21 protein-coding genes are annotated in these 22,935 nt (G+C 39.2%); 9 read left to right on the forward strand and 12 right to left on the reverse strand.

Annotated elements, in window-relative coordinates; all coding sequences use genetic code 11:
• Positions 1–106: 106 nt before the first annotated feature.
• The 3 genes from ku (at position 107) to LC091_RS17670 (ending at position 3,252) form a co-directional block, all read left to right on the forward strand.
• Positions 107–997 carry a non-homologous end joining protein Ku gene (ku, locus tag LC091_RS17660; protein WP_226683345.1) on the forward strand — a complete coding sequence of 297 codons (891 nt, stop codon included), beginning with the start codon at positions 107–109 and terminating at the stop codon, positions 995–997.
• Positions 998–1,052: 55 nt separating this feature from the next.
• A complete protein-coding gene (locus LC091_RS17665) occupies positions 1,053–2,906 on the forward strand; it encodes a DNA ligase D (protein ID WP_226683346.1) in 1,854 nt (617 codons plus the stop codon).
• A 61-nt stretch (positions 2,907–2,967) separates the two neighbouring features.
• Complete coding sequence (locus LC091_RS17670) at positions 2,968–3,252, forward strand: hypothetical protein (RefSeq protein ID WP_226683347.1); 285 nt, start codon at positions 2,968–2,970, stop codon at positions 3,250–3,252.
• A 6-nt stretch (positions 3,253–3,258) separates the two neighbouring features.
• Here LC091_RS17670 and LC091_RS17675 read toward each other — a convergent pair whose 3' ends face one another.
• From LC091_RS17675 to LC091_RS17685, 3 genes are all read right to left on the reverse strand, one after another.
• Entirely contained in the window at positions 3,259–4,245 is a 987-nt protein-coding gene (locus tag LC091_RS17675; protein ID WP_226683348.1) for a YeiH family protein, read from the reverse strand.
• A gap of 134 nt (positions 4,246–4,379) precedes the next feature.
• Positions 4,380–5,270, reverse strand: a complete 891-nt coding sequence (locus tag LC091_RS17680) for an ABC transporter permease (RefSeq protein ID WP_226683349.1) — start codon at positions 5,268–5,270, stop codon at positions 4,380–4,382.
• 13 nt (positions 5,271–5,283) lie between these two features.
• A complete protein-coding gene (locus tag LC091_RS17685) occupies positions 5,284–6,201 on the reverse strand; it encodes an ABC transporter permease subunit (RefSeq protein ID WP_226683350.1) in 918 nt (305 codons plus the stop codon).
• Positions 6,202–6,418: 217 nt separating this feature from the next.
• Here LC091_RS17685 and LC091_RS17690 point away from each other — a divergent pair, with 217 nt between their 5' ends.
• Positions 6,419–7,555, forward strand: coding sequence for a mechanosensitive ion channel family protein (locus tag LC091_RS17690; protein WP_226683351.1), 1,137 nt, complete (start codon positions 6,419–6,421; stop codon positions 7,553–7,555).
• A gap of 14 nt (positions 7,556–7,569) precedes the next feature.
• Here the strand turns inward: LC091_RS17690 and LC091_RS17695 are convergent, their stop codons facing one another.
• Both LC091_RS17695 and LC091_RS17700 read right to left on the reverse strand, forming a co-directional pair.
• Positions 7,570–7,755 (reverse strand): stress protein, encoded by a 186-nt coding sequence (locus LC091_RS17695; protein WP_226683352.1) that lies wholly within the window; start codon positions 7,753–7,755, stop codon positions 7,570–7,572.
• Between the two features lie 127 nt (positions 7,756–7,882).
• On the reverse strand, positions 7,883–10,174 hold the full coding sequence (locus LC091_RS17700) for an ATP-dependent DNA helicase (protein ID WP_226683353.1): 2,292 nt from the start codon (positions 10,172–10,174) through the stop codon (positions 7,883–7,885).
• Between the two features lie 117 nt (positions 10,175–10,291).
• Between LC091_RS17700 and LC091_RS17705 the strand changes: the two genes are divergently transcribed.
• The 4 genes from LC091_RS17705 (at position 10,292) to LC091_RS17720 (ending at position 15,521) form a co-directional block, all read left to right on the forward strand.
• Positions 10,292–11,740, forward strand: a complete 1,449-nt coding sequence (locus tag LC091_RS17705) for a spore germination protein (protein WP_226683354.1) — start codon at positions 10,292–10,294, stop codon at positions 11,738–11,740.
• Between the two features lie 14 nt (positions 11,741–11,754).
• A complete protein-coding gene (locus tag LC091_RS17710) occupies positions 11,755–12,861 on the forward strand; it encodes a GerAB/ArcD/ProY family transporter (protein ID WP_226683355.1) in 1,107 nt (368 codons plus the stop codon).
• Positions 12,848–13,984 carry a Ger(x)C family spore germination protein gene (locus tag LC091_RS17715; protein WP_226683356.1) on the forward strand — a complete coding sequence of 379 codons (1,137 nt, stop codon included), beginning with the start codon at positions 12,848–12,850 and terminating at the stop codon, positions 13,982–13,984. The genes LC091_RS17710 and LC091_RS17715 overlap by 14 nt, the downstream gene beginning before the upstream one ends.
• Positions 13,985–14,163: 179 nt before the next feature.
• Positions 14,164–15,521 (forward strand): IS3 family transposase gene (locus LC091_RS17720; protein ID WP_226683357.1). Its coding sequence is split into 2 segments (ribosomal slippage): positions 14,164–14,635 and positions 14,635–15,521, totalling 1,359 coding nucleotides; the frame shifts between segments, so codons are not numbered across the junction.
• A gap of 546 nt (positions 15,522–16,067) precedes the next feature.
• Here the strand turns inward: LC091_RS17720 and LC091_RS17725 are convergent.
• From LC091_RS17725 to LC091_RS17745, 5 genes are all read right to left on the reverse strand, one after another.
• Positions 16,068–16,790: an alpha/beta fold hydrolase gene (locus LC091_RS17725; protein WP_226683358.1), complete on the reverse strand. Its 723-nt coding sequence runs from the start codon at positions 16,788–16,790 to the stop codon at positions 16,068–16,070.
• Between the two features lie 67 nt (positions 16,791–16,857).
• Complete coding sequence (kynB, locus tag LC091_RS17730) at positions 16,858–17,484, reverse strand: arylformamidase (RefSeq protein WP_226683359.1); 627 nt, start codon at positions 17,482–17,484, stop codon at positions 16,858–16,860.
• A gap of 12 nt (positions 17,485–17,496) precedes the next feature.
• Entirely contained in the window at positions 17,497–18,768 is a 1,272-nt protein-coding gene (gene kynU / locus LC091_RS17735) for a kynureninase (protein WP_226683360.1), read from the reverse strand.
• Between the two features lie 490 nt (positions 18,769–19,258).
• Complete coding sequence (locus LC091_RS17740) at positions 19,259–19,486, reverse strand: hypothetical protein (protein WP_226683361.1); 228 nt, start codon at positions 19,484–19,486, stop codon at positions 19,259–19,261.
• Between the two features lie 123 nt (positions 19,487–19,609).
• Complete coding sequence (locus tag LC091_RS17745; RefSeq protein ID WP_226683362.1) at positions 19,610–20,185, reverse strand: hypothetical protein; 576 nt, start codon at positions 20,183–20,185, stop codon at positions 19,610–19,612.
• Positions 20,186–20,272: 87 nt separating this feature from the next.
• Here LC091_RS17745 and LC091_RS17750 point away from each other — a divergent pair, with 87 nt between their 5' ends.
• Positions 20,273–20,884: a hypothetical protein gene (locus tag LC091_RS17750; protein WP_226683363.1), complete on the forward strand. Its 612-nt coding sequence runs from the start codon at positions 20,273–20,275 to the stop codon at positions 20,882–20,884.
• A gap of 26 nt (positions 20,885–20,910) precedes the next feature.
• Here LC091_RS17750 and LC091_RS17755 read toward each other — a convergent pair whose 3' ends face one another.
• Both LC091_RS17755 and LC091_RS17760 read right to left on the reverse strand, forming a co-directional pair.
• Positions 20,911–21,651 carry a phosphatase PAP2 family protein gene (locus LC091_RS17755; protein ID WP_226683364.1) on the reverse strand — a complete coding sequence of 247 codons (741 nt, stop codon included), beginning with the start codon at positions 21,649–21,651 and terminating at the stop codon, positions 20,911–20,913.
• A 139-nt stretch (positions 21,652–21,790) separates the two neighbouring features.
• A complete protein-coding gene (locus LC091_RS17760; protein ID WP_226683365.1) occupies positions 21,791–22,756 on the reverse strand; it encodes a 3D domain-containing protein in 966 nt (321 codons plus the stop codon).
• Between the last annotated feature and the right edge of the window lie 179 nt (positions 22,757–22,935).

A 22,935-nucleotide genomic window follows, 5' to 3' on the forward strand; every position in this document is an offset into this window, starting at 1 on the left:
CCCTTCCAATATTTATCATACTTATCCACTACAATAAGGATAAACTACATCAGAGCACCTGAATAGTGCTTTTGTCAAAATTTTAAGATAATTCGGGTGATATAGCATGCACACAATGTGGAAAGGTTCCATCAGTTTCGGATTGGTCAATATTCCGATAAAAATGTATTCTGCCACCGAAGATAAAGACATTAAGCTAAGAACATTGCATAAGGAATGCCATAGTCCTATTAAATACGAGAAAGTCTGTCCAAACTGTGAAAAAGAAGTGGAACAAGATGACTTAGTAAAAGGTTATGAGTATGTAAAAGGAAAATATGTCATTTTGACTGATGAAGAACTAAAACAGTTAAAAGAGGAACATGAAGATAAAAGTGTAAAAATCATTGATTTTGTAAAACTCGAAGATATTGATCCCATCTATTTCAACCGCTCCTACTTTCTAGGACCCGGTGAGAATGGGAGTAAGGCTTACTCGTTGTTACGGGAAGCGTTGGAAGATTCCAAAAAAATTGGGGTTGCTGAAATCACTATCCGCTCCAAGCAGCAACTTGCCATCGTCCGTGTTTATAAGGATTGCCTTGTAATGGAAACGGTGCATTATCCCGACGAGGTCCGTAATGTTGGTGATGTACCTAGCGTACCAGAAAGAAAAGAAGTGGATAAAAAAGAGTTGGATACTGCCATTACCTTGATCGATCAACTGACTACAGAATTCGATCCTGAAAAATACCATGATGATTACAGGGAAGACGTACTTAGACTTGTACAAGAAAAAATCAATAAAGAAGAAGGAACCACCACTCCTAGTGATTTAGATAAAACGAATGTTGTGGACTTAATGAGCGCATTACAAGCAAGTATCGAACGAACGAAAGACCAGGGTGGTAAAACCGTTAAGAAAAAGACCGAGACAAAGGCGGACGCTACTGAAAAGAAAACATCCAGTGCCCAGCCTAAAAAGCGGACAACCAGAAAAAAGAAAGCATCTAGCTGATAAGTTAGATGCTTTCTTTTAACTAAGAATTATTGATACGAAAGGAGATAATATCATGATCAAACCGATGCTGCCCACACTTCACCGAAATCCCCCTCAAGGGAATGATTGGGTATATGAGGTGAAATATGATGGATTTCGTTGCATCGCCTCCTTAGACACCAACAACATCAATCTCCAAAGCAGAGGCGGAACGGAACTTTCCCCCTCCTTCCCCGAAATCGTCCATTTCTTAAGAGAATTAACCCTAAACAACCATTGGAAACAAATGCTTCCTTTAACTATAGACTGTGAACTTGTTGTGTTAACTTCCCCACGAAAGGGTAATTTTCAATTGATACAAAAAAGGGGCAGAACGAAAACGAAGGAAAAAATCAACGCACTGTCCAAAGAGCACCCCGCTACCCTCTTAGCCTTTGATTTACTGAAACTTAAAGGAGAAGTTCTGCAAACGGCAAAATTCTCAGATCGAAAGGAAAAACTCTTTCAGCTTTTCAAACATAGTGGATTGCCTCTTACTCCAATTGTGAAAAACAGTTCAAGACTTCAGTATATTCCATTTTCCACGGAATCTGAGGAGTTATGGGCCAAAATTAAGCTGGAACAAGGGGAAGGATTAATTGCTAAAAAAATCAACAGTACATACACCTTAGGCAAGCGCTCAACAGATTGGATTAAAGTAAAAAACTATAAAACGGTAACATGTTTTATCACTGCTTATCAAAAGGATAATGGTTACTTTCATATTGGTGTATTCAAAGGTGAATCAGTACAGGACCTTGGACTGTTCTCACATGGTCTAACCTCTGAAGAGAGATCTGCATTGATTGGAGTCATCAAGCAAAACAGTTACAAAGAAGATGAAAAGTTTGTTTATGTAAAGCCAGGGATCTGCGTTGAGATATTTTATCTTGAATTATATCAGAGTCAGCTTAGACATCCGGAATTTAAGCGTTTTCGCTTTGATACCGATGTACAGGAGTGTACCGCAGAGAACTTATCGAATCCACCTTTGCCGCCTTCTGTTTCCATTACCAACCCAAACAAACCGCTTTGGGAAGAACCATTGGTGACAAAACAGGCCTATATTGATTTCCTATCTCTTTGCTCTCCTTACTTACTTCCATTCTTAAAGGACCGAGCTATCACAGTCATCCGTTTTCCACATGGTATGTCTGGAGAAAGTTTTTATCAGAAGAATAGTCCTGATTACGCACCTTCATTTGTGGAAACTCATGTTGATCAAGACATTAACTTTATTTTATGCAACAATATGGAAACCTTAATTTGGCTAGGCAATCAGCTTGCATTGGAATTTCATGTGCCCTTTCAAACTGTTCTTACAAGTGAACCAAGTGAAATTGTTTTTGATCTTGACCCTCCATCCAAAGAACACTTTTCCACCGCAATAACAGGAGCAATGATGATGAAGGAAATTTTCGATCAACTTGGACTTCAGTCCTTCATTAAAACGTCAGGAAGAAAAGGGCTTCAAGTATATATCCCTTTACCTGAAGGAAAATTCACCTATCAAGAAACAAGGCAATTCACTGAGTTCATTGCACATTATTTAGTTTCAAAAGAGCCTGCCCTCTTTACAGTAGAACGTTTAAAAAAACATAGAGGAAATAGAGTGTATGTGGATTATGTGCAACACGCAGAAGGCAAAACAATTATTGCTCCTTATTCATTAAGAGGGAATGATGTACCAACAGTCGCCACACCATTATATTGGAAGGAAGTGAAAGAAGATTTACGGCCAGAAGAATTTACACTATTCTCTGTACAGGAAAGGTTAAAAAGACTTGGTGATCCTTTTCAAGAATTTGAAGCAAGTAAGTCAACTCAACCGTTTCAAAACGTACTCTCTTCTTTAAAAGGTTTGCATAAATCTAATGGAGATAAATAGTAGTTACTTCATGTATATCAAGCTTTAATAATGGAAAGGATGGACACTAAAAAAGGAAAAGGTGATTGTCGTGCAAGCCTTTGCCGTAGTCCATCCTATTATTGAATTAGATGACAGTATCATTATTGAATTTTTAGATGAAACCGAGCCGGAAGATAGCCGAAGATACCGACTGTTTTTAGGAAAACAAACACTGCATGTATCTAAACTTATTGTTTTCCGTCCAACGCTTGAGTCCTGGCAGGATATTACATCCATGCTTTCTACGTTCTACCTTGCTTCATTAAGAACTAAACTGCTGGAACAGACCGCAGATTATCTCGATAAACGTGATGCAATATCATAATGGAGATTACAAAATATACAAGATAAACAGTAAACTGGTGACTCCAACAAATACAGAAGCGATAAAACCCGCTATAAAAGGTTTCCATCCTAAACTGCGAATGCTTTTCCACCTAACCTGAAGACCTACGCCTGCCATGACCATAACAATCAGGAATTTCGCAAGAGACCCCATATACCCGCTGAGTGCTTCTGAGATCATACCGGTAGAATACATTCCGCTCATGAATAAAAAGCCTAAGATAAAAACCGGAAAGGCACCTTTCAAACTTTGTGTATTGTCATTTCTGCGAACCATAATAAATGAAATGGCAAGTACTAGAGGCAAGATAAACAGGGTGCGTACAAGCTTTACTGTTGTCGCTACTTCGCCCACCTCATCCCCAAGCAAGTATCCTACCGCCACTACAGATGAAGTGTCATGAATCGATGTACCTGCCCATATCCCCATTTGCGTAACGGATAACTGCAGCCACTGCCCAAGAACAGGATAAAGGAACGTTGCCAAAATATTAAAGAAGAAGATGGTAGAAATGGCATATGCAACGATTGCTTCTTTTGCTCGCACTACACCTTTTACCACCGAAATGGCTGTTGCCCCACAAATACTAGTCCCTACACCAATCAATAAGGCTAACATTTTATCTATTTTCATCAGTTTACCCACTAATAAAGTGACGCCTATTCCTCCAGTAACCACTAACAGGATTACTAGAATAGATTGAGCGCCAATATCAAGGATACTGCCAATACTTAAGGTTGCACCTAAAAAGATAATCGCTACCTTAAGCCACTTTTTAACAACTACCGCTATTCCTATATTATATTTTTCATGAAGTTCTATACTGTTCCGGATGATGATTCCGATTAGTAAGGCGAATAGTACTCCACCGATTGATGGGAAGAATGCGCCGAGTAGTTTGGCTGCTATTGAGATAATTAGGATAAGTAATATACCCGGAATCAATTTATAGATGTTTGTTTTATTCATCATTTAACCCCTAACAATTCTAAATGCACACTTCTCCTATTTTAAAGAATATAAAAAAGCCTGTCGAGAACTTTCGACAAGCTAAGTAATTTATATGACACCGCTGTTGATTTCCGCTAAAGCTAGAAATCTAAGTACTATGCTTCTAAACGGTGAAAGTGTTTACGGAGGCCTTCTCCCAATACATTGAACGTGAGAACAGTGAAGGCAAGCGCCAGTGCAGGGAAAAAGGGAATCCAGAACGCACGTAACAAATCTCCTCTTGCCTGACCAAGCATCGTCGCCCAATTCAAACTTGTGTTCTCAATAATACCGGAACCATAGCTTAACTGAACAAACTGCTGGGTAATGAAAATACTAAAAATTCCAAGCTGTCCAATCAGCAGTGCTATCCTCCCCATATCAAGGAAAAACTGAACCACCAAGTCAGGCAATGCATTAGGCAAATAATACGTGGTAAAAAGAGTGAGCGGAGGTACGCCGACAGTAATACCGGCTTCCACATAAGGTGTCTTCTTGATCATATGAAAATGACTTTGTAAGATTGTCCCGACCCTTCCCACTTCAATTGCTGCCAAAATGACAATTGCCCAGAAGAAGCGGTGTTCATGAAAAAAAATGATTGGTAAGCTCAAAAGAATAATGGCAGAAAAGATGACCGGCAACGCAGAAAACATTTGGTTCCAGCCTTGAAGAATCCAATGGAATGGGCCCTTTTTATTTACCGACATTAATGCCAAAAGTATTGCTATCACATAGCGTAATACTGCAACTGCTAAGATTAATCCAAGAGTTTCTCTTGCCCCGACCACAATGATGCTTAATAGATCCCTTCCCTCTTTATCAGAACCTAAAAGAAAATCGCTTGAAGGTTCATATGGCGCGGTTATCACTCCAGAGTCCGTGAAAATGATTCGTTTTGACTCTAATTCATTATCTATAAAAGGAAGGTAAGGACCTATTAATGTTAGTAAGGCCAATATTAAAAAAAAGCTACTTCCTAAGATCAATGTCCAATTACGTTTCATCGTTTTCGTTCACCTACCTTGGTTCAAGTTTCTTCATAAATATGATGGAGAGGACCTGCGCGGCAAATACAATTATCATAAAACTTAAACCGAATCCGATAATAAGACCAGATTCATTCACATAGCGCATACTCCCAGATAACGAGCTTTTGACATCCAGTGCCTGAAACATTCTATAGGCAGCGCCCCTGTAATCCAAAAACCATTCCACGATTAGAAGATTGGATAATAAATAAAGCATGACCGCCGGAAGATTGGACATGATCGGATAGAGGCTATTTTTAAGCATATGCTTCCATAACACTTTCTCTTTTGACAATCCTTTGGACCGGGCCACTTGAATATAAGGTTTTCCTTTTTCGTTTCCAAGTGTTGCTGATGTGATTCTTGCAACATAGAGCATTGGGTACAATGCAACCAACACCCCTGCTATTAAGAAACTAAACCAATGCGAATGGCCAAACAATTTTATGAAAGGTAAATGAAAAATAATAACCCATTGTAAGCAGAGGATCAAAAAGAAATCTGGTATAGATTGGATGAGCCACGTTAACCCTTTTCCAAAAACATTCCACCCGTTATTTCGATCATAAAAGTCAAAAATTCCTTTTAATATTCCAAAGATAATCGTTATGGCACATGCGGAAACAATTACTTTCAGACTTCTTCCTAAATGTGGCCATAGTTCCTCTTCAGCTGGTTTATTATATCTGGTCATACCTAAGGTGTTATTGTCTTTTACATCCTTTAGGAATATAGAAATATTGTGTTGATATGCTGCCCAAGAAAATTCATACCCGTATTCCAACGTTTGAGCCCTTCCTTGAACATCAATATCAGGCTGCCTTGGGAATAAGACTGCCAAGATTAGTAAAAATGCAATAAATAAAAAGAACAAAAATGACTTTGTTATCTGCCAAACTACCCCCATGTTTTCCTCCTCCAGTAATCCAACGAAATCCGAAACACTTTCAATATAGTAAAATACTACCACTATTCAACTTGTAATTCTATAAGAGTTTTAATTATTCTGATCATTCATGCACTTAGGCTAGCCGTTGAAATCTGACATACTTCGTAGTAATATAGTGTTTTATGATAGAGTCCCTAAAAAAATGATTGCACCCACCCTAAGGAGGTTTGTGCCTGTGAATAAAACAATTGACTGGTTCACCAATGTCTGGACTGCCGACTATTGGACGGATATGAATTTCTGGATGGATATGGGGGTTTCCCTGCTTATCCTTCTATTGTTCCTTTTATGGAGAAAACTGTTTACCAAGTATTTCTTTAAAGGTATTTTGGCAGTATCTAAAAAAACACCTACGGATCTTTTCACCTACATTGTACTTGCCTTTAATAAGCCAGTAAGAATGTTCTTTGTGATATTAGGTATATTCTTTGCATTGAAAACAGCACCATTTACACTGATGGAAGCTGAAACATTAACTAAACTGATGCGCTCTTCCATTATTGCCTTGTTTGGTTGGGGGATATTCAATTTCATTCCGTATTCTTCTAATCTCTTTACCAACCTCTCTACTAGATTAGAATTTGAGGTAGACAAAATTGTCATGCCTTTCGTAACAAAGGTTTTGCGATTTATCCTTATTGCATTAGTATTTAGTATTGTTTTAGAAGTATGGGAATATGATGTTGGCGCGATTGTAGCCGGTCTGGGTCTTGGTGGACTTGCCTTTGCATTGGCAGCACAAGAGTCTATTAAAAACTTATTAGGTGGATTTATCATTGTAACGGAAAAGCCTTTTACAATGGGAGATTGGATTAAGACTCCTAGTGTAGAAGGGGTTGTAGAGGATATCTCATTCCGCAGTACACAAGTGAGAACTTTTGCTCAAGCCGTGGTTACGGTGCCTAATGCCACTCTATCAAATGAACCTATCACAAACTGGTCTAAAATGGGGAAACGTCAAGTCACCTTTAAACTTGGCGTGCAATACGATACTAGCCGGACAAGTTTAGAAAGAGTGGTTCGAAGAATTGAAAATATGCTACGAAACCATGAAGCGATTGACCAAGAAACGATTCTAGTCCGATTTGATAGTTTCGGAGCCAGCAGCCTGGATATTTTCCTCTATTTCTTCACCAAATCCGTCATGTGGGCCGAGTATTTAGAAGTAAAAGAGGACATTAATTTTAAAATTATGGAAATTTTAGAGGAGGAAGACGTAATCGTCGCCTTTCCCACAAGAACACTCCATATCGAACCACAAGAAGAAAAAGAAAAAATTAAACAATACAGCCTAAGAGGCGAAAAGGCATAACCCATACTTTTGGGTTATGCCTTCTTTATTGTACTCACCTTTTTGCTTGGTACATCATAAAAAAAGTAATTGTACTCAGTCATCAACTCAGTCGTTGTCATCCCGTCCAACACCAGTGAATCATAAACACCAATTAGAAGAAGTTTATTTATATAATACTCACGTTGCTGCTCTAACGCCTGTTGGAGTTTCCTGCTCATTATTATTCACTTCCCTTTCATAGGCTTCATTTAAAAAGGTAAGGTTTTGGTCTATTATCCTAATTACTTAGAATATACCCAATAAATATTGATACAGGATAAAGCGAATGTAAATTATTCTTTAAGTTTATTTCCTAATAAAATTTTGCCACTCAGGAGGAAGCAGATCTCTATATTTAGGGTAGAAATACCGATCATCTATCAGCAGTATAAAACCAGTATCTTGTTCACTGCGAATTAACCGTCCTCCTGCTTGCTGCACTTTATTCATACCTGGATAAACGTAAGCAAAATCAAATCCGTTCTGCCCTTGCTTTTGGAAATGGTCCTTCATTACATTCCTTTCAAGAGAGATTCTGGGCAACCCTACCCCAACAATTCCAACACCGTTCAATCGGTCCCCTTTCAGGTCGATTCCTTCTGAAAATATTCCTCCCAGAACCGCAAATGCTATAAAGGTCCCTTCTCTTTCAGGATCGAATCTCTCTAGAAACACCGCCCGTTCTGTTTCTGTCATGACAGGCTGTTGTACAAGTGTTTCAACGGAATCTTCCAATGCGAACCTCTCATACGCTTCAAAAACCAAAGATAAATACTCATAAGAAGGAAAAAACACGAGAAAATTCCCTTTTTCTGAATGAAACACCTCTCTGATTACCGCTACAATAGGTTGTATGGAATCTTGTCTTTCTTGATACTTGGTAGATATGTTTTTGGCATAAACCTTAATTTGATCAGGGTGAAATGGTGTATTAATCGATATATAATAATCATGTTCCTCCCCGCCCAAAACGGTTTGAAAGTAACCTAGGGGATGAAGAGTTGCAGAGAAAAACACGGTTGCTACTGCCTTGCTTGTCAACTCCTTGATTGTCGCAGAAGAATCCATACAAGCAAGCTTGACTAGGACTTCACTCTTAAAGATTGTTACGATGGTTTTATATCGCTCGTTAAAGACTTTTGCAATCCTTAAGAAATCTTGTCCTGCAAAATAAGCTTCCATTATCTCTTGGTGCGCCATCCCTGACGGATTCCGAATCAACCACTGTTCACATGCTTCCACAGCTTCCACTAGTACTTCCATTATGTGTGACGGCTTGTCATCAAACACAAACTCGCTTGTCGTCACTAATTCCTTTTTCCATCGCAATAGTTCGTCATTGACCTTTTTGGTCTTCAAATATAACTCTCTATCCAATTCTTTTACTTCTCTTGCAGCCTGGAGAAAAACTGATTTAGACAAAGAAGCAGATAGCATCTCCCGTGAACGGTCCACTAAATTATGCGCTTCATCGATTAAAAGGATCGTCTCCTTATGAAAATCTCCCCAACGTTGTAGCCGCACCTTTGGATCAAAGAAATAGTTATAGTCACAAATTACTACATCAGCAAACATCGCAAGGTCTAGCGAAAACTCAAAGGGACAGAGCTGATGTTTCTTTGCATATAACTCAATGATCTTTCTATCCATCAACCGCTCGTTCTCTAAAATATCTCTAATTCCTTCTTTCAGCCGATCATAATAACCATCTGCAAAAGGACAGAATTCCTTTTGACATATAGTCTCTTCTTGAAAACAGATCTTTTCCTTTGCAGTGATCGTAACAGTTTTAATCTCTAAGCCCTTTTCAATAAGTAGCCTAAATGAATCTTCTGCCACCATTTTTGTGACTGTTTTGGCAGTCAGGTACATTATTTTCTCTTGCTTTCCGTCCTGCAGGGACATAACCGATGGAAATATAGTTGCGATGGTTTTCCCAATCCCTGTTGCCGCTTTTGCAAATACCCTCTTTTCTTCACGTACCGTTTTATAAACGGCTTTTGCCAAGTCTCTTTGTCCGGTTCGGTAAGACTCATACGGAAATTTAAGGTTGGAAATGCTCTCCGTCCTTGCTTGCTTCAACTTCCATAAATGCTTTTGAAAACTAAGGTATTCTTTTGCAATTTCCTCGACAAACATAGTCAGATCATTTAACTCAAACTGCTTCTCAAAAGTCTTTTCGTCCTTGTTCTCTCTTTTTGCATACACCATGTGAACGGTTATATGGTTTAGTCCATTTTTCAGGCAATAAATGTAAGCATACATTTTCAACTGTGCCCAGTATGCTTTATAATCCTCTACCGTAACTGAATTCAAGTCCCTTGCTGTTGTTTTTATTTCCTCTATGATGACCTGATTTTCATTGCGATAGATTCCATCACATCTTCCTTCTACATGAAGCTCATAGTCTTCTACTTGCAATTCAATAGAAAGATATACTTCTTTTTCATAATTATCTCCTCTCTCCGCTTGCAACCGTTGATGGGTCCTTGTGCCCTCTTGCATAACATTGGAGCCTGTAAATCGCGAGTCTATGCTTCCGCCCATCATGACAAATTCTACAAGTTTTCTAACCGATACGGACAATTTCTTCATCATATAACCCCTGAAATCTCATTTTTCTTAAGTATAACAAAAGAACTTCTTGTCTTATGCATAATTACCACGTTGTCATAGGAAAATATAGTAAATCGAAAGATTATTGCTTTAAAGGTGGTGAAGAATACCATGCCGAAACATGCTCCGCTTACTTTAACCACAAGTCTTGAAGAAAACCTTCTGCATTTAAGGGAGAGGTTCGTACATTCTGAGGATTTCATCATGGAGTACCTCCACCTGCAAGATGAGGAAGCTTATATAGTTTACATTGAAACAATCATTGACAAGAAACTCATACAAGAGAGAATAATAAAATCTTACAAAGGAGGCTTTCTCCACAATAAAGAAAAACAAACACTTTCGTTAGTCAAAGAAACAAACAGTATAAAAGAACTAACTCAAAGTTTACTTGAAGGCAACTGTATTTTGCTTAGTGAAGGTTCCGATCTCGCATACATTTTTGAAGTGCCATTTTCCAATGATAGAAAAATTAAAGAACCGGAGTCTGAAGGAATTATTCGTGGGGCACACGACGGGTTTGTTGAATCTCTGACTACCAATATTTCTTTGATCAGAAAACGAATACACAATCCAAATCTTAAGGTCAAATACTTTTCTATTGGGAACGACTCACATACAAAAGTCGGGATAATCTACCTGGATCATATAGCAAATAAAAAAACAGTTGCATTAATAGAGCAGAAGTTACAGGAGATAAATATCGATGTTGTCTTGGCACCAGGCTATATCGAGGAATTTGTAAGCGAGAATTCTTCTATTTTTCCGACCATGCTAAGCACCGAAAGAGCAGACCGTACTGTTGCCAATTTAATGGATGGAAGAATAGCCATTATGACGGAAAGCAGTCCTGGTGCGCTAATAGCACCTACCACTTTTTTCACCTTTTATCAATCCCCTGATGATTACAACAGCAGGTGGTATTTTGGTTCCTTTATCCGTTTTCTCCGAATTTTAGGATTTTTAATATCGATCGCTCTGCCAGCATTATACATAGCCATCGTGTCGTTTCATTTCGAGATTTTGCCGACAGAAATTGTATTCTCGATCAAATCTTCCTTGGAAAACGTTCCGTATCCTCCACTGATCGAGGCTTTAGGCATGCAGATTACCTTAGAGATTCTTAGGGAAGCATCTATCAGGCTGCCGAGCAGAATTGCCCAAACCATCGGGGTTGTAGGCGGTTTGGTTATCGGGACGGCGGTTGTAGAGGCAAACCTTGTTTCCAATACAATGATCATCGTTGTTGCCATAACAGCCATTTCATCCTTTATCGTGCCGATTACAGAAATGGGCTCTACCATACGATTATTGGGTTTCCCGTTTATGATTATGGCAGCCATGTTCGGATTAATTGGAATGAGCTTTTTTTTTATGTTCCTGCTTATTCACCTTTGTAAATTAGAGTCCTTTGGCACGCCTTATTTCGCACCATTCTCAACAATTAGATGGTCAGAAATGAAAGACACATTAGTGAGAATTCCATTACCACTATTTAAAAAGAGACCAAGTGATACGATGCCTCAAAAGAATAACAAGAAGGAATAATAAGGAGTTTTTTTATGCAAAAGGGTAGTACAGTCAGCATCAGTCAAGGTCAATTGTTTTTTCTTATCATTCAGGCCCAAATTGGGGTTGGCATACTTTCCTTACCATTTGCTGTCCATAGCACGGCCAAAGGCGATGGCTGGATTTCCACTCTTTTAGCAGGTTTTGTCATTCAGCTTTGGATGATGATTTCATTAACCATATCAAGGTGCTTTCCTGAGAAGAATTTCTTTCAAATTTTGCGACATTTGTTAGGCAGATATTTAGGTAGTCTCCTTATTCTTTCTTATACCCTGTATTTTACAGCGATTGCAGGCCTTGTCGCTGTCTTACAAACAGGATTGATAAACAAATGGATTCTCCCCCTGACCCCTTTTTGGATCATCTATTTATTGATTATTATTGTTGCTGTCTATTTGGCAACAGACAATATTTTAATCATTGCTCGTTTTTTTGGATTATCGACCGGAGTCATAGTTTTCTTCATTCTGCTTGTAGCAACCGTCTATCGAGATGCAAATATAGCGTACATATTACCTATAGGTCAAAGTGGATTTAAGAATATAGTTCTCGCAATTAAGGATGTATTAATCGCCTTGACAGGTTTTGAACTTATTTTATTGATCTACCCTATGATAAAAAGCAAACAGAAAACAGCCAAAACGCTTACCTTTGCCAATATAACAACGGTTGCCATTTATAGTTTTCTTGTTTTTACGAGCTTAATTATTTTCAGCCCTCAAGAGATAACACTGGTTCCGGAACCTGTCCTTTACATGTTAAAGGCTATTTCATTTGAAGTAATCGAGAGACTTGACCTTATCTTCTTGTCCATCTGGGTTATTCCAATGACCAACTCTTTTATCATTTACTTGTATCAAGCAAGTAAGGGTTTAAAGGAGTTGTTTCATACACAATCTCACGCACCATTTGTACCGATAATTGTAATACCAATTTTCATATCAGGTTTCTTCCTGCAAAATAAATTTTTAATAGAAGACATCAATAAGGTATTCCAATACATTATTTTCCTGTTCGCCTTTATACTGCCACTCATTTTCTTACTGATTGCCTTGATTAAGAAAAAATTGCAGAGGGGGAAAAGTTATGAGTCGTCGTAACCTTCGGAATATAGCTTGTGTTTTAATGACGTTGTTACTTTTGACAGGATGCTGGGATCAACGTTTATTAAAAGATTTAAAATTAGTTTTTACCGTCGCATTTGATGCAGGAGAAGGAGATGAAATCATTTCTCATGTTGCCATCCGTGAAACTGAAAAGTTAAGTGTCGGAGGAAAACCTGGGCAAGCAACAGTGGCAGTGGTAGAAGGTAAAGGAATAACATTAAGGGACACTCGATTAAGTTTAAATAAACGTACTCCTGGAGAATTTTCACCTAGTAAAATGAGAGTGTATTTAATGGGGGAAGAACTTGCCCAAGAAGATATCTATTCCATCCTTGATATTTTATATCGTGATCCTAAAGCTCCCCTCGGTGCAAAACTAGCCATCGTGGAAGGAAAAGCAGAAGACATCATTCACATGAAAACAATTAAAGAAACCTTATTAACAGAAGCTATTTCAGATCTATTGATAACGGCAGAGGACAATACCATCATCGTAAATGAAACGGTCCAAACTGTTTGTCCAATCATGTTTGATCCAAGTGCAGACTTTTCCCTACCTGTAATAAAAGAAGTTGAGACCCATGATATTGAGGTTATTGGTATGGGATTAATCAGCGACAGAACCTATACAGGAGTAACGCTTGACACTGAACATTCAACCAACTTACTTTTGCTTGCGAATAAAAAGGAGAAAATAGCTCAAGTGAATATGATGGTCCATCCAGAAGAGGAAAATCCTCAGAATCGTTATATGACCTTAAGTATTTCAAAAGCTAAAAGTAAAATAAAGACAACCGTAAACTCCCCTACCGATATCCAAGTAACGATAGAGATGAAAGTAAAGGGTGCCATTGCAGAGTATCCAAAAAATCATCTAGTGGATAAGAGTAAGGTGAAAGAACTTGAGGAAAAAGCAGCACAATATTTGACCAGTCAATCAGAAGAAGTGATAAAGATCATTCAAGATGCCAATAGCGATGTATTAAGAATCGGCCAGCAAATTAAGGTCCATCACAATACAACATGGAAAGATATTAAGTGGCGAGAAGTGTATCCGACAATTGAAATTGTTCCGAATGTGACGGTGGAAATAACAGGCACCGGTATTATTAACTAGTTAAATTTAAAAAACCGCCTGTTCCTTCTTTAGCATAAAACTTTAGTTAGTGGTTAATCGCCGCTGTTCCTTTACGCAAATGGCTTCGCTTTCCGCGGGACGGTGTTTGAGCCTCCTCACTTCGTACGCTGCACCCCTATTGTTGGACACCTCATCTAACAATAGGAGGTGTAGTCCAAATGACTATATTCACTAAGGAGGAAAAACTCCTTGCCGCAAGACGTTACTTGGATGAATTATATAGTTACCGCGAATTAGCTAACCAACTTGGAGTAGACGACTCTGTACTCCGATATTGGGTGATGTTAGTAAAGCACCACGGTGACCAAGCATTTGTGTTTCCCTATACAAACTATTCGCCAGCCTTTAAACTGAGGGTAATTCAATTTATAAAGGAATCGAATTATTCTATTCGAGAGGCGTCGGCGATTTTCCACATCCCAGATTCTTGTATGGTTCGTAGGTGGAAACGTAAGTGGGAGACATGTGGAGATGCCGCCTTTAATCCAAAAGAAAAGAGGCCATCTACTATGACTTCCAAACACAATAAAACATCCAATAACGACAAAGCTACCAACCCTTCCATCGAAGAGTTGAAAAAAGAATTAGAATATCTTCGTATGGAGAATGCGTATTTAAAAAAGCTGAAAGCCTTAGTTCAGGAAGAGAAGTCACCAAAGAAATTAAAGCGAAAGTAATATATGAACTAAGGCATGAATTTCCTGTAAATCAATTGGCGAAGGTAGCTAATATATCTAGAAGCACCTACTATTTCATTGTTCGAAGCTGGGAACAACCTGACCCTGATCGTAAGTGGAAAAGACGTCTTGCTTTCATTTACCGTAAGCATCAAGGCCGTTTTGGTTATCGTCGTATTACCGATGTCCTGCAGGAAAAAGGCAATATAATTAATAAAAAGAAAGTGTACCGTATTATGAGAGAACTAGGCCTTCAATGCATCGTTAGGATGAAGAAGTACAAGTCTTATAAAGGAGAAATAGGAAAAGCTGCGCCAAACATCTTAGACCGTAATTTTAAGGCCGATAGGCCTAATCAAAAATGGGTCACTGACGTGACAGAGTTTAAGTTGTTCGGGCAGAAATTATATCTTTCTCCTATACTTGATTTGTTTAATGGCGAGATCATAACTTACACTATTCAATCAAGGCCCACTTATGAATTAGTAGGAAACATGTTAAAACAAGGATTAGAACGGCTAAATGAAGACGATAATCTTATCCTTCACTCTGACCAAGGGTGGCATTACAGGATGCCTAAATACAAAAGGACTTTAAAGCAAAATAATATTACCCAAAGTATGTCTAGAAAAGGAAACTGTTATGACAATGCAGTAATAGAGAACTTTTTCGGAATCATGAAATCCGAATTATTGTACTTACAAGAATTTCATAGCATCGACCATTTTAAGGAGGAGCTAGAAGAGTACATCCATTACTACAACCACCTGAGAATAAAATCAAGATTAAAACGTAAAAGCCCAGTAGCTTATCGAGCTAGTTTTGAGCAAGCTGCTTAGAAAATATGTGTCCAGTTTTAAGGGGTCAGTACATTCGTTGCGGGGTCTCAATCAACCGTTCCCCCCCCCCGCAGGAGTCTACGCCATTTGCTCCAATCCACAGCTGAAAATTACGTAAACGATACGATAATGCTTATTCTGTTTAATTGGTTAGATGCCTTTTCATATAACTTTTTGTAACATTTTCTTGCAATGAAGACAAAGTCAAAAGAAAATTTTACATCAGATTGTCTTCATCCTACATATGATAACAATCTCAACACAAAATCTCCTACAAGATTGTCTTCATCACATATATGAAGACAATCTTAACGGAAAATAAATCTCCAAATTGTCTTCATTAGCCCCATCTTTGATATATGATATACCCTAGTTGATTGGAGTGGAAGGCGCGCAGACGCCCGCGGGAGGAAGGGACAGGTGAGAACCCCGGAAGGCGGAGCCTGAGGAGGCTCACGGACCGCCCGCGGGCAAGCGAAGCGCCTGGAACGGAAATCAACAGTACTATATGCTACCTTATTCTATAAAAATAAATAGTGAGGGGCATTAGAAGCTCCTCACTATTCCTTGTACGATTCGTTCCCATTGTTCTTCTTTTGGGATGCTTGCTTCATTATCCCCTTTTTGGAGACCGTAGTCGCCAAACTGAGAATGATTTCCGCCTTGAATGATAAAGGTATACATCTGTGATGGCAGCCGTGAATCAGCATTTGTTAATTTTTCCTCATCAATGACACCATCAAGTTGAGCTTCAAAAGTAATGACATCTCCCTTGAATGATGTTAAATCATCATCTTCTGCAGGGTATGCAGCCATTAATATCAGGCCTGTGACTTTTTCAGGGTTGTTTTTCACATAATTGGCTGCCATTGCCCCGCCAAGAGAGTGACCAGCAACCAGCCACTCCCGATCGTTATACTTCTTAATGATCTTATCTGCTTTATCCGGATTTAGTACTGCAAGATGCAAGGGCATCTTCGCGATAATAAAAGGAACTCCTTCTTCTGCCAACATTTTGCCTAATGGGGCATATGCGGCAGCTTCCACTCTTCCACCAGGATAGAAGATGATCCCAGCTTCATCATTCTCTTCAGTTGGAAAAAATGATATCCACCCACTATTCTCTTCTACCAATACTTCTTCAGTCGATTTCATACTCTCTTGATTAACTAATTTATAAGGTGTTGCAATTAAAAAGAGACAGGCTGCAGCCGCTACACCAACAATAATCCCTAAGGTAACTAAACTGGTTTTTTGCCATTTTTTCATCTTTGTACCTCACCATAATAGATTAATGTCTATTGTATGAAAACAAAGAATGGAAAGCAAATTTCTATCAATTATTTTCTAAAAGTATCGCTCTCACCGGACTTCCGTCAGCACCCTTGATTTTTAAAGGCAGGGCAATGAGCTCGTACTCTCCTTCTTTGATTTCACGTAAATCAATACCTTCTAAAATGCAAATGTTAGCTTGGTGCAAGCTATGATGGATGGGTAGCTCTTTACTATTCAAGACATCTACACTAGGAAGGTCCACACCAATTAGAGGTACATCCATTTCCCTCAACAATTCCACCACATCTAAAGAAAGGGTTGGTATTTGTTCAGGAAACTCGTCTTCCTTCCCCCATGCATCCGTTTTAAAGAGGATTCGTTTTGCATGATGCCGACCTATAGCTTCCTCTACATGCTTCCGTTCAATTTTATGATGCCCTCTCACATCTACCACGACTGCCGGCCCCTTGAAAATAGAAAGGTTCAATTCATGCATCCGCTTTCCCTTGTCATCAAAATGATATGGCGCATCTACATGTGTAGCTGTATGAACACTCATTTTTACGCTACCGACATTCACCGATCCCGTATGCTGCTTGGACCAGTTTACCTGATAGTGAAACGGAGTATCCCCCGGCCAAGTTGGTGTGTTCTCATTCAGTGGCCTTGATACGTCATACATTCTCATGGTCTTTCCTCCTTAAGCAACTACTTCCCGTTCGTTGGAGTATTTTTCATAATGTTTTTCATCCATAATATTTCGTAGGATCTGTACCGTCTCATACACATCTTTATAAGTAGAATACAAAGCAACTGGAGCCAGTCGGACAATATTCGGCTTACGGAAATCTGGCACCACTCCAAGCTCCTTCAATGATTTACAAATTCGGGCTGCTTCCGGATGTTCCAAACTCACATGTCCTCCACGGCAAGCATCATCCATCGGATTTGTCAGTGTGAACCCGTATCCGGAGAGCTCTTGGTCGATTAGTTCCATCATTACTCTCGTTTGGTGGAGTGATTTGTTCCTGATTTTCTTCATCCCAATTTCTTCAAACATCTGTAAAGAACCAAGCAACGGGGCCATGCTGAAGATATGAGGGGTCCCAATCTGATACGCTCCACTTGTAGCTGCGGGTGTAAACGTATGCTCCATATCAAATTGCTTTTGCTTGTCAGAACCAAACCAGCCTGTTAACCCTGGTGTTTTATCAAAGTGTTTTTCATGGACAAACAATGCCCCAACACCACCTGGACCGGCATTTAAGTATTTATAATTGCACCAATAGGCAAAATCTACTTGCCATTGATGAAATTCATGCGGAATGGCACCCACAGAGTGACATCCATCCCATCCGACGATCACTCCCTTATCATGAGCCGCCATTGTAATTTTTTCAATATCAAACAACTGGCCGCTTCGATATAAAACGGTAGGCAAGATGAGAATGGCTACTTCTTCATCCAGCTCTCGGATGATATCCTCTTCACAAATCGTATGACCATCCCTGCTCTTCACTCTAATGAGCTGCTCATCCGGATTAAAACCTTTCAGTTTCAAGATGCTTTGAATCGCATAAATATCGGAAGGGAAATTCAACTCATCTGCTACAATTTTAGTTCGTTTTCCTTTTGGATCGTAAAAAGTCGCAAGCAATTGATGAAGGTTTCCGGTAGTAGAACCTGTGACCATCACTTCTTCCTTTTTCGCACCAACAAGCGGCGCGCTTAACTCCCCAAGTTTTTCAGCAAAATAAAACCATGGCTCCTCACCGCTAGTCCAACCATCTATGCCATGATTTTTCCAGGAATCTAATAAACTGAGAAGGGATGATTCTGCCCTTTTAGATAAAAGCCCCAGCGAATTTCCATCCATATAAATGGAACCTTCTTTTATGTAAAACTCATCACGATACCTCTTTAATTCATCCTCTTCATCCCATCTATCAATCATATCCATCGTAAGTGTCATCACATATCCCCCTTTGCATATCCATTACATTATCTCACTATTCAGTTAAGCGGGACAATGATTTATTATTACTTTTAGCTTAAAAGAAAGATTGATGTATAGCTGTTAATTGGAGCAATAGACGAAGACTCCAGTGGGGAAGTAACGGTAGGTTGAGACCCCGCAATGAAGGAAGCCACTGAAAAACTGACATCTCATGTAAATGGTGATTTCTAGCTGTTGATTGGAGCAAAAGGCGAATACTCCTGAGGGAGATAGCGCTAGGTGGAGACCCCGCAGGCGTAGCCGAGAAGGCTCCAGCAGTGCCCATAGGAAAGCGAAGCCATTTGCGGAGATCAACAGCGGTGTCCTTACTACATCTTAAACTAATGACATTTTCAGTGGCTTCCAACGAAGTGAGGGAGGCTCAAGCGCCGTCCCGCGGAAACGAAGCCTTTTGCGGAAATCAACAGCGGCTTTCCAAAAAAAGAGACTCTACTAATAGAGTCACCTAGAGTACATTTTGAGTTAATTGATAAAATATATCCTGCATTCTCTTTTCCGCAAGATCATTGACAATATTTCTAGTTTGCAAGGAAGGATTACCATTAATTCGGAAACTGTAGTCAAGAATTTCTGGATGCATTTCGGAATACATAAACTCAATCTTTACTTTATGTCCTTCTGATTCCATCATCAGTGTGCATACTTTGTTGCCCATAAATTCTGTGATTTTCACGACGGATTCCTCCTTCTCTCCATTCACAACACTTACTATTTCTACAGTAACGGACAAATTCCCTTTAACTTTCAGCAAATTTTTTGAATTTTTTGCAAAAAAATAAGCGGAAAAGGTATCCGCTTAAAAGTTCTTTTTTAGGTAGTTATTTATTCTTCTAATTTCTCGATTGTTGCCGAGTGCATGGGTGACACCCCAGATGTTTGTTTCTCCTTCTTCTTTGGTCACTTCATTGAGTGAAACGTCCAAATCATGAAAGATCCGGTGTAAGTATTTCAACGCCATTCTGTCATCATTTCTTTCCACAAGCATGATAAGGCCATTGGCATTTTCCATGTCATTCCACACCTTTGAAGGTGCAAATCCCTCTGTTTTCATCCAGTTCACGCTGGCTTTCAGCTCTTTCCAATCATCAGATGTTTTCAAGTCGCGGAGATTGACTGTGTCAGCCCCTCCCCAACCAGTTACATTATTCAAATATTTATGTTGTTCTTTCAAGACTTCTAGTGTACTAACTTCCCTGTTTTCCTGATATAACACCGCATCTTCAAATTCTTGATGCTCTATTTCCTGCACACTTGCAAGTGTCGTGGAAGAAAATAAGGAACCACCATCTACATAATCATAATAATGATAACCAACAACCCCTATAATGGCCACCAGCATAAAAGTAGAGATAAATTTTAACAAAGTCTTCACTCCCGATCTGTCTTGCTCTATCTAACCCTTTGCTTTGCCCTCTTGCCCGTTTATTGGTACGATAAAAGAAAAAGCCATAGGTGAGAAATGATGAATAAAAAACTTATTATCTTTATTATCGTCTGTATGCTAAGTTTGTTAACAGCTTGTCAGGAACAAAAAGAAACAAACGAAGCAAATGAGGCAGGCCCATTGGACGGATTGTTTGCAGGAAGTGAACTTTCTTATGAAGAATATACCTTCATTATGGAATATATCGTAGATCGCGCTAAAGAAATGGAAATAGAAAATAAAGAGTTGGAAAAATGGGTGATCCGCGCTATCGGTGATGAAAGGCTAATGAATAAAAGAGACCTCACCAAAGAGGAAGCCTTGGAGAAAGCAGAGTATAACCAGAAGTATTATGAAACATATATGAGTGTAGCCGAAAATAAATACAATGTGACCGTTACAGAGGAAGAACTAGATTCGTGGATATCGAAAGGGCCGGACCAGAGCGATATTCCTCAGCATAAAGCTTATGCCGAAGCTTTAGGTTTGACCCTTGAAGAATTAAACCACGATTATGATAGAGACTTATACGAGCAAACAATGGTAATGGAAAAACTCCAACTTGTTTTACAAAAAGAATATGATACCTCTGATGTTAATGAAATAAGAGATGAATTTAATAAAGAAGTAGAGGAACAAATGAAATAGAACGGCCCTTATGGGACCGTTCTATTTCATTTCCGATGATAGATAAGATTAGTGAACTGGGCCCGCTTATCTTTGTCCCGATACACCTTCATCATTTCCATTGAAAATATGCAGCATATCAGCCAGATCAATCCGACTGCATAGCCTGCCAATATGTCACTTGGATAATGTACTTGAAGATAGACCCTGCTTATACCAACAAGGATGATAAGGATACCTAAAAGAGATATCGCAAGCATTCTCGTTTTAAAAAACCGCTTCTCTCTACCAATCAAATAGATGATAAAACCATATAAGATGAAACTTCCCAACGCATGCCCACTCGGAAAACTATATCCACTCCCATCATACTCTGGAGCCAATGTAGGCCTTTCGCGCTGGAAAAAGTACTTCAAGACTAATATAAACAATCCTCCACCAGTGATGGCAAGAAAGAAAAACACAACACCGAGTACATCTCTTTTTTTCAACCAAAGGAATAAAACCGTAAGCACGCTCGCAGCGGTTATCCACCAGACAGATCCGGTTTCCGTTACCAACCTTAACATGTTAGTCAGTGTTCCGCTTTCTATCAATTGAAAATAATCCATGATAACATGGTCAAATGTAAACTTCTCCTGCTCCCATACATCCTCTGCCAATTCAAGGAACAAAGCTGTGGCGGAAATCATGAGTACTATCCCTGCAAGTATAAGCAAACCAGGCGCCCATACTTTACTTAAATCAATCTGATCCTTCCAATAACGCACTTCCTCTTTTAAATTCATCCAATCCCCTCGTTTATGTGATAAGTGCCTATTACCTTATTCCACTTCAGCGACTGGGTAAAACTTTTTAATAGGCCTGACGAATTCCAATAAAATAAAAGAGGCCACCCGATGACATCGAGCAGCCCCTATCAATTTATTACTTATAAACTTTTACTTGAACCTCTTGTACACCAAAGTTAATAGCATCTTGCTTGTCCGGAATGAAGATATCAATTTTGTTTCCTTTGATTGCTCCACCAGTATCACCAGCAATTGCCTCACCATAACCTTCAACCCAAACTTTAGATCCTAAAGGAATAACATCTGGGTCAACAGAGATAACTTTCATATCAGGGTTTTCCAACAAGTTGATTCCTGTTGCAGTGATACCAGAACATCCTTCACAACTTGCAGTATAAGCAGTAGCTGTCATTGTTAATTCTTGCGCTACTTCTGGATCAGCCGCTGTTTCTTCTTCTTCTTCTTCTGCTGGTTCCTCAGTTGGTGCTTCCTCTGCTGGCTCCTCTGTTACAGGCTCCTCAGCTGGTGCTTCTTCTGCTGGCTCTTCTGTTACAGGTTCTTCAGCCGGTGCTTCTTCTGCTGGTTCCTCTGTTACAGGCTCTTCAGCTGGTGCTTCTTCTGCTGGCTCTTCTGTTACAGGCTCCTCAGCTGGTGCTTCTTCTGCCGGCTCTTCTGTTACAGGCTCTTCAGCCGGTGCTTCTTTTTTTACAGGAGCTTCTGCAGGAACTGGATTTCCATCAACATAAATTACTAGATCGTCCCCTGCATAAATTAAATCAGGGTTTGAAATGGAATTCCATTCTGCTAATTTTTGATAAGTAACACCTTCATAGTTCTGAGAGATTCCCCATAGCGTGTCACCTTTTTCAATTTTGTAGCGTTCAGATAAAGCCACTTTTAATTGATCTTGTGGATGGATTACGTCACTTGATAGACCATTCCACTCTTTAATTTCTTCTACTGATATATTGTTCGCTTTAGCAATGTCCCAAAGCGTGTCGCCTTTCTTTACCGTAACTTCTGCAGCAGAGGCATTTGCACCTAAACTAAACGTACCTGCAAGGGCCGCTGCCGTTACCAAAGAAACCATGCTCTTTTTCATACTAAATACCTCCTATGTATTTGACTCAGTGTTCTAATCATAACATGGTTCTGGTAGTTTCAAAGAACAGTAGAATAACATTTAGGTTACGTAGATAACGGGTATATTAAGGGATTATTACGACTTTTCCTTATATTAGAAGTATAAGGAAAACTATTCTAATAGAGGATTATTACACC

It is taken from the genome of Sutcliffiella horikoshii (assembly GCF_020524325.1).
In the GTDB taxonomy this organism is placed as follows: Bacteria; Bacillota; Bacilli; order Bacillales; family Bacillaceae_I; genus Sutcliffiella_A; species Sutcliffiella_A horikoshii_D.

Coding starts and splice junctions, on each gene's coding strand:
- ku (WP_226683345.1), top strand. CDS start 107: ATGCACACAATGTGGAAAGGTTCCATCAGTTTCGGATTGGTCAATATT.
- LC091_RS17665 (WP_226683346.1), top strand. CDS start 1,053: ATGATCAAACCGATGCTGCCCACACTTCACCGAAATCCCCCTCAAGGG.
- LC091_RS17675 (WP_226683348.1), bottom strand. CDS start 4,245: ATGATGAATAAAACAAACATCTATAAATTGATTCCGGGTATATTACTT.
- LC091_RS17680 (WP_226683349.1), bottom strand. CDS start 5,270: ATGAAACGTAATTGGACATTGATCTTAGGAAGTAGCTTTTTTTTAATA.
- LC091_RS17685 (WP_226683350.1), bottom strand. CDS start 6,201: ATGGGGGTAGTTTGGCAGATAACAAAGTCATTTTTGTTCTTTTTATTT.
- LC091_RS17695 (WP_226683352.1), bottom strand. CDS start 7,755: ATGAGCAGGAAACTCCAACAGGCGTTAGAGCAGCAACGTGAGTATTAT.
- LC091_RS17700 (WP_226683353.1), bottom strand. CDS start 10,174: ATGATGAAGAAATTGTCCGTATCGGTTAGAAAACTTGTAGAATTTGTC.
- LC091_RS17710 (WP_226683355.1), top strand. CDS start 11,755: ATGCAAAAGGGTAGTACAGTCAGCATCAGTCAAGGTCAATTGTTTTTT.
- LC091_RS17715 (WP_226683356.1), top strand. CDS start 12,848: ATGAGTCGTCGTAACCTTCGGAATATAGCTTGTGTTTTAATGACGTTG.
- LC091_RS17725 (WP_226683358.1), bottom strand. CDS start 16,790: ATGAAAAAATGGCAAAAAACCAGTTTAGTTACCTTAGGGATTATTGTT.
- kynB (WP_226683359.1), bottom strand. CDS start 17,484: ATGAGAATGTATGACGTATCAAGGCCACTGAATGAGAACACACCAACT.
- kynU (WP_226683360.1), bottom strand. CDS start 18,768: ATGACACTTACGATGGATATGATTGATAGATGGGATGAAGAGGATGAA.
- LC091_RS17750 (WP_226683363.1), top strand. CDS start 20,273: ATGATGAATAAAAAACTTATTATCTTTATTATCGTCTGTATGCTAAGT.
- LC091_RS17755 (WP_226683364.1), bottom strand. CDS start 21,651: ATGAATTTAAAAGAGGAAGTGCGTTATTGGAAGGATCAGATTGATTTA.
- LC091_RS17760 (WP_226683365.1), bottom strand. CDS start 22,756: ATGAAAAAGAGCATGGTTTCTTTGGTAACGGCAGCGGCCCTTGCAGGT.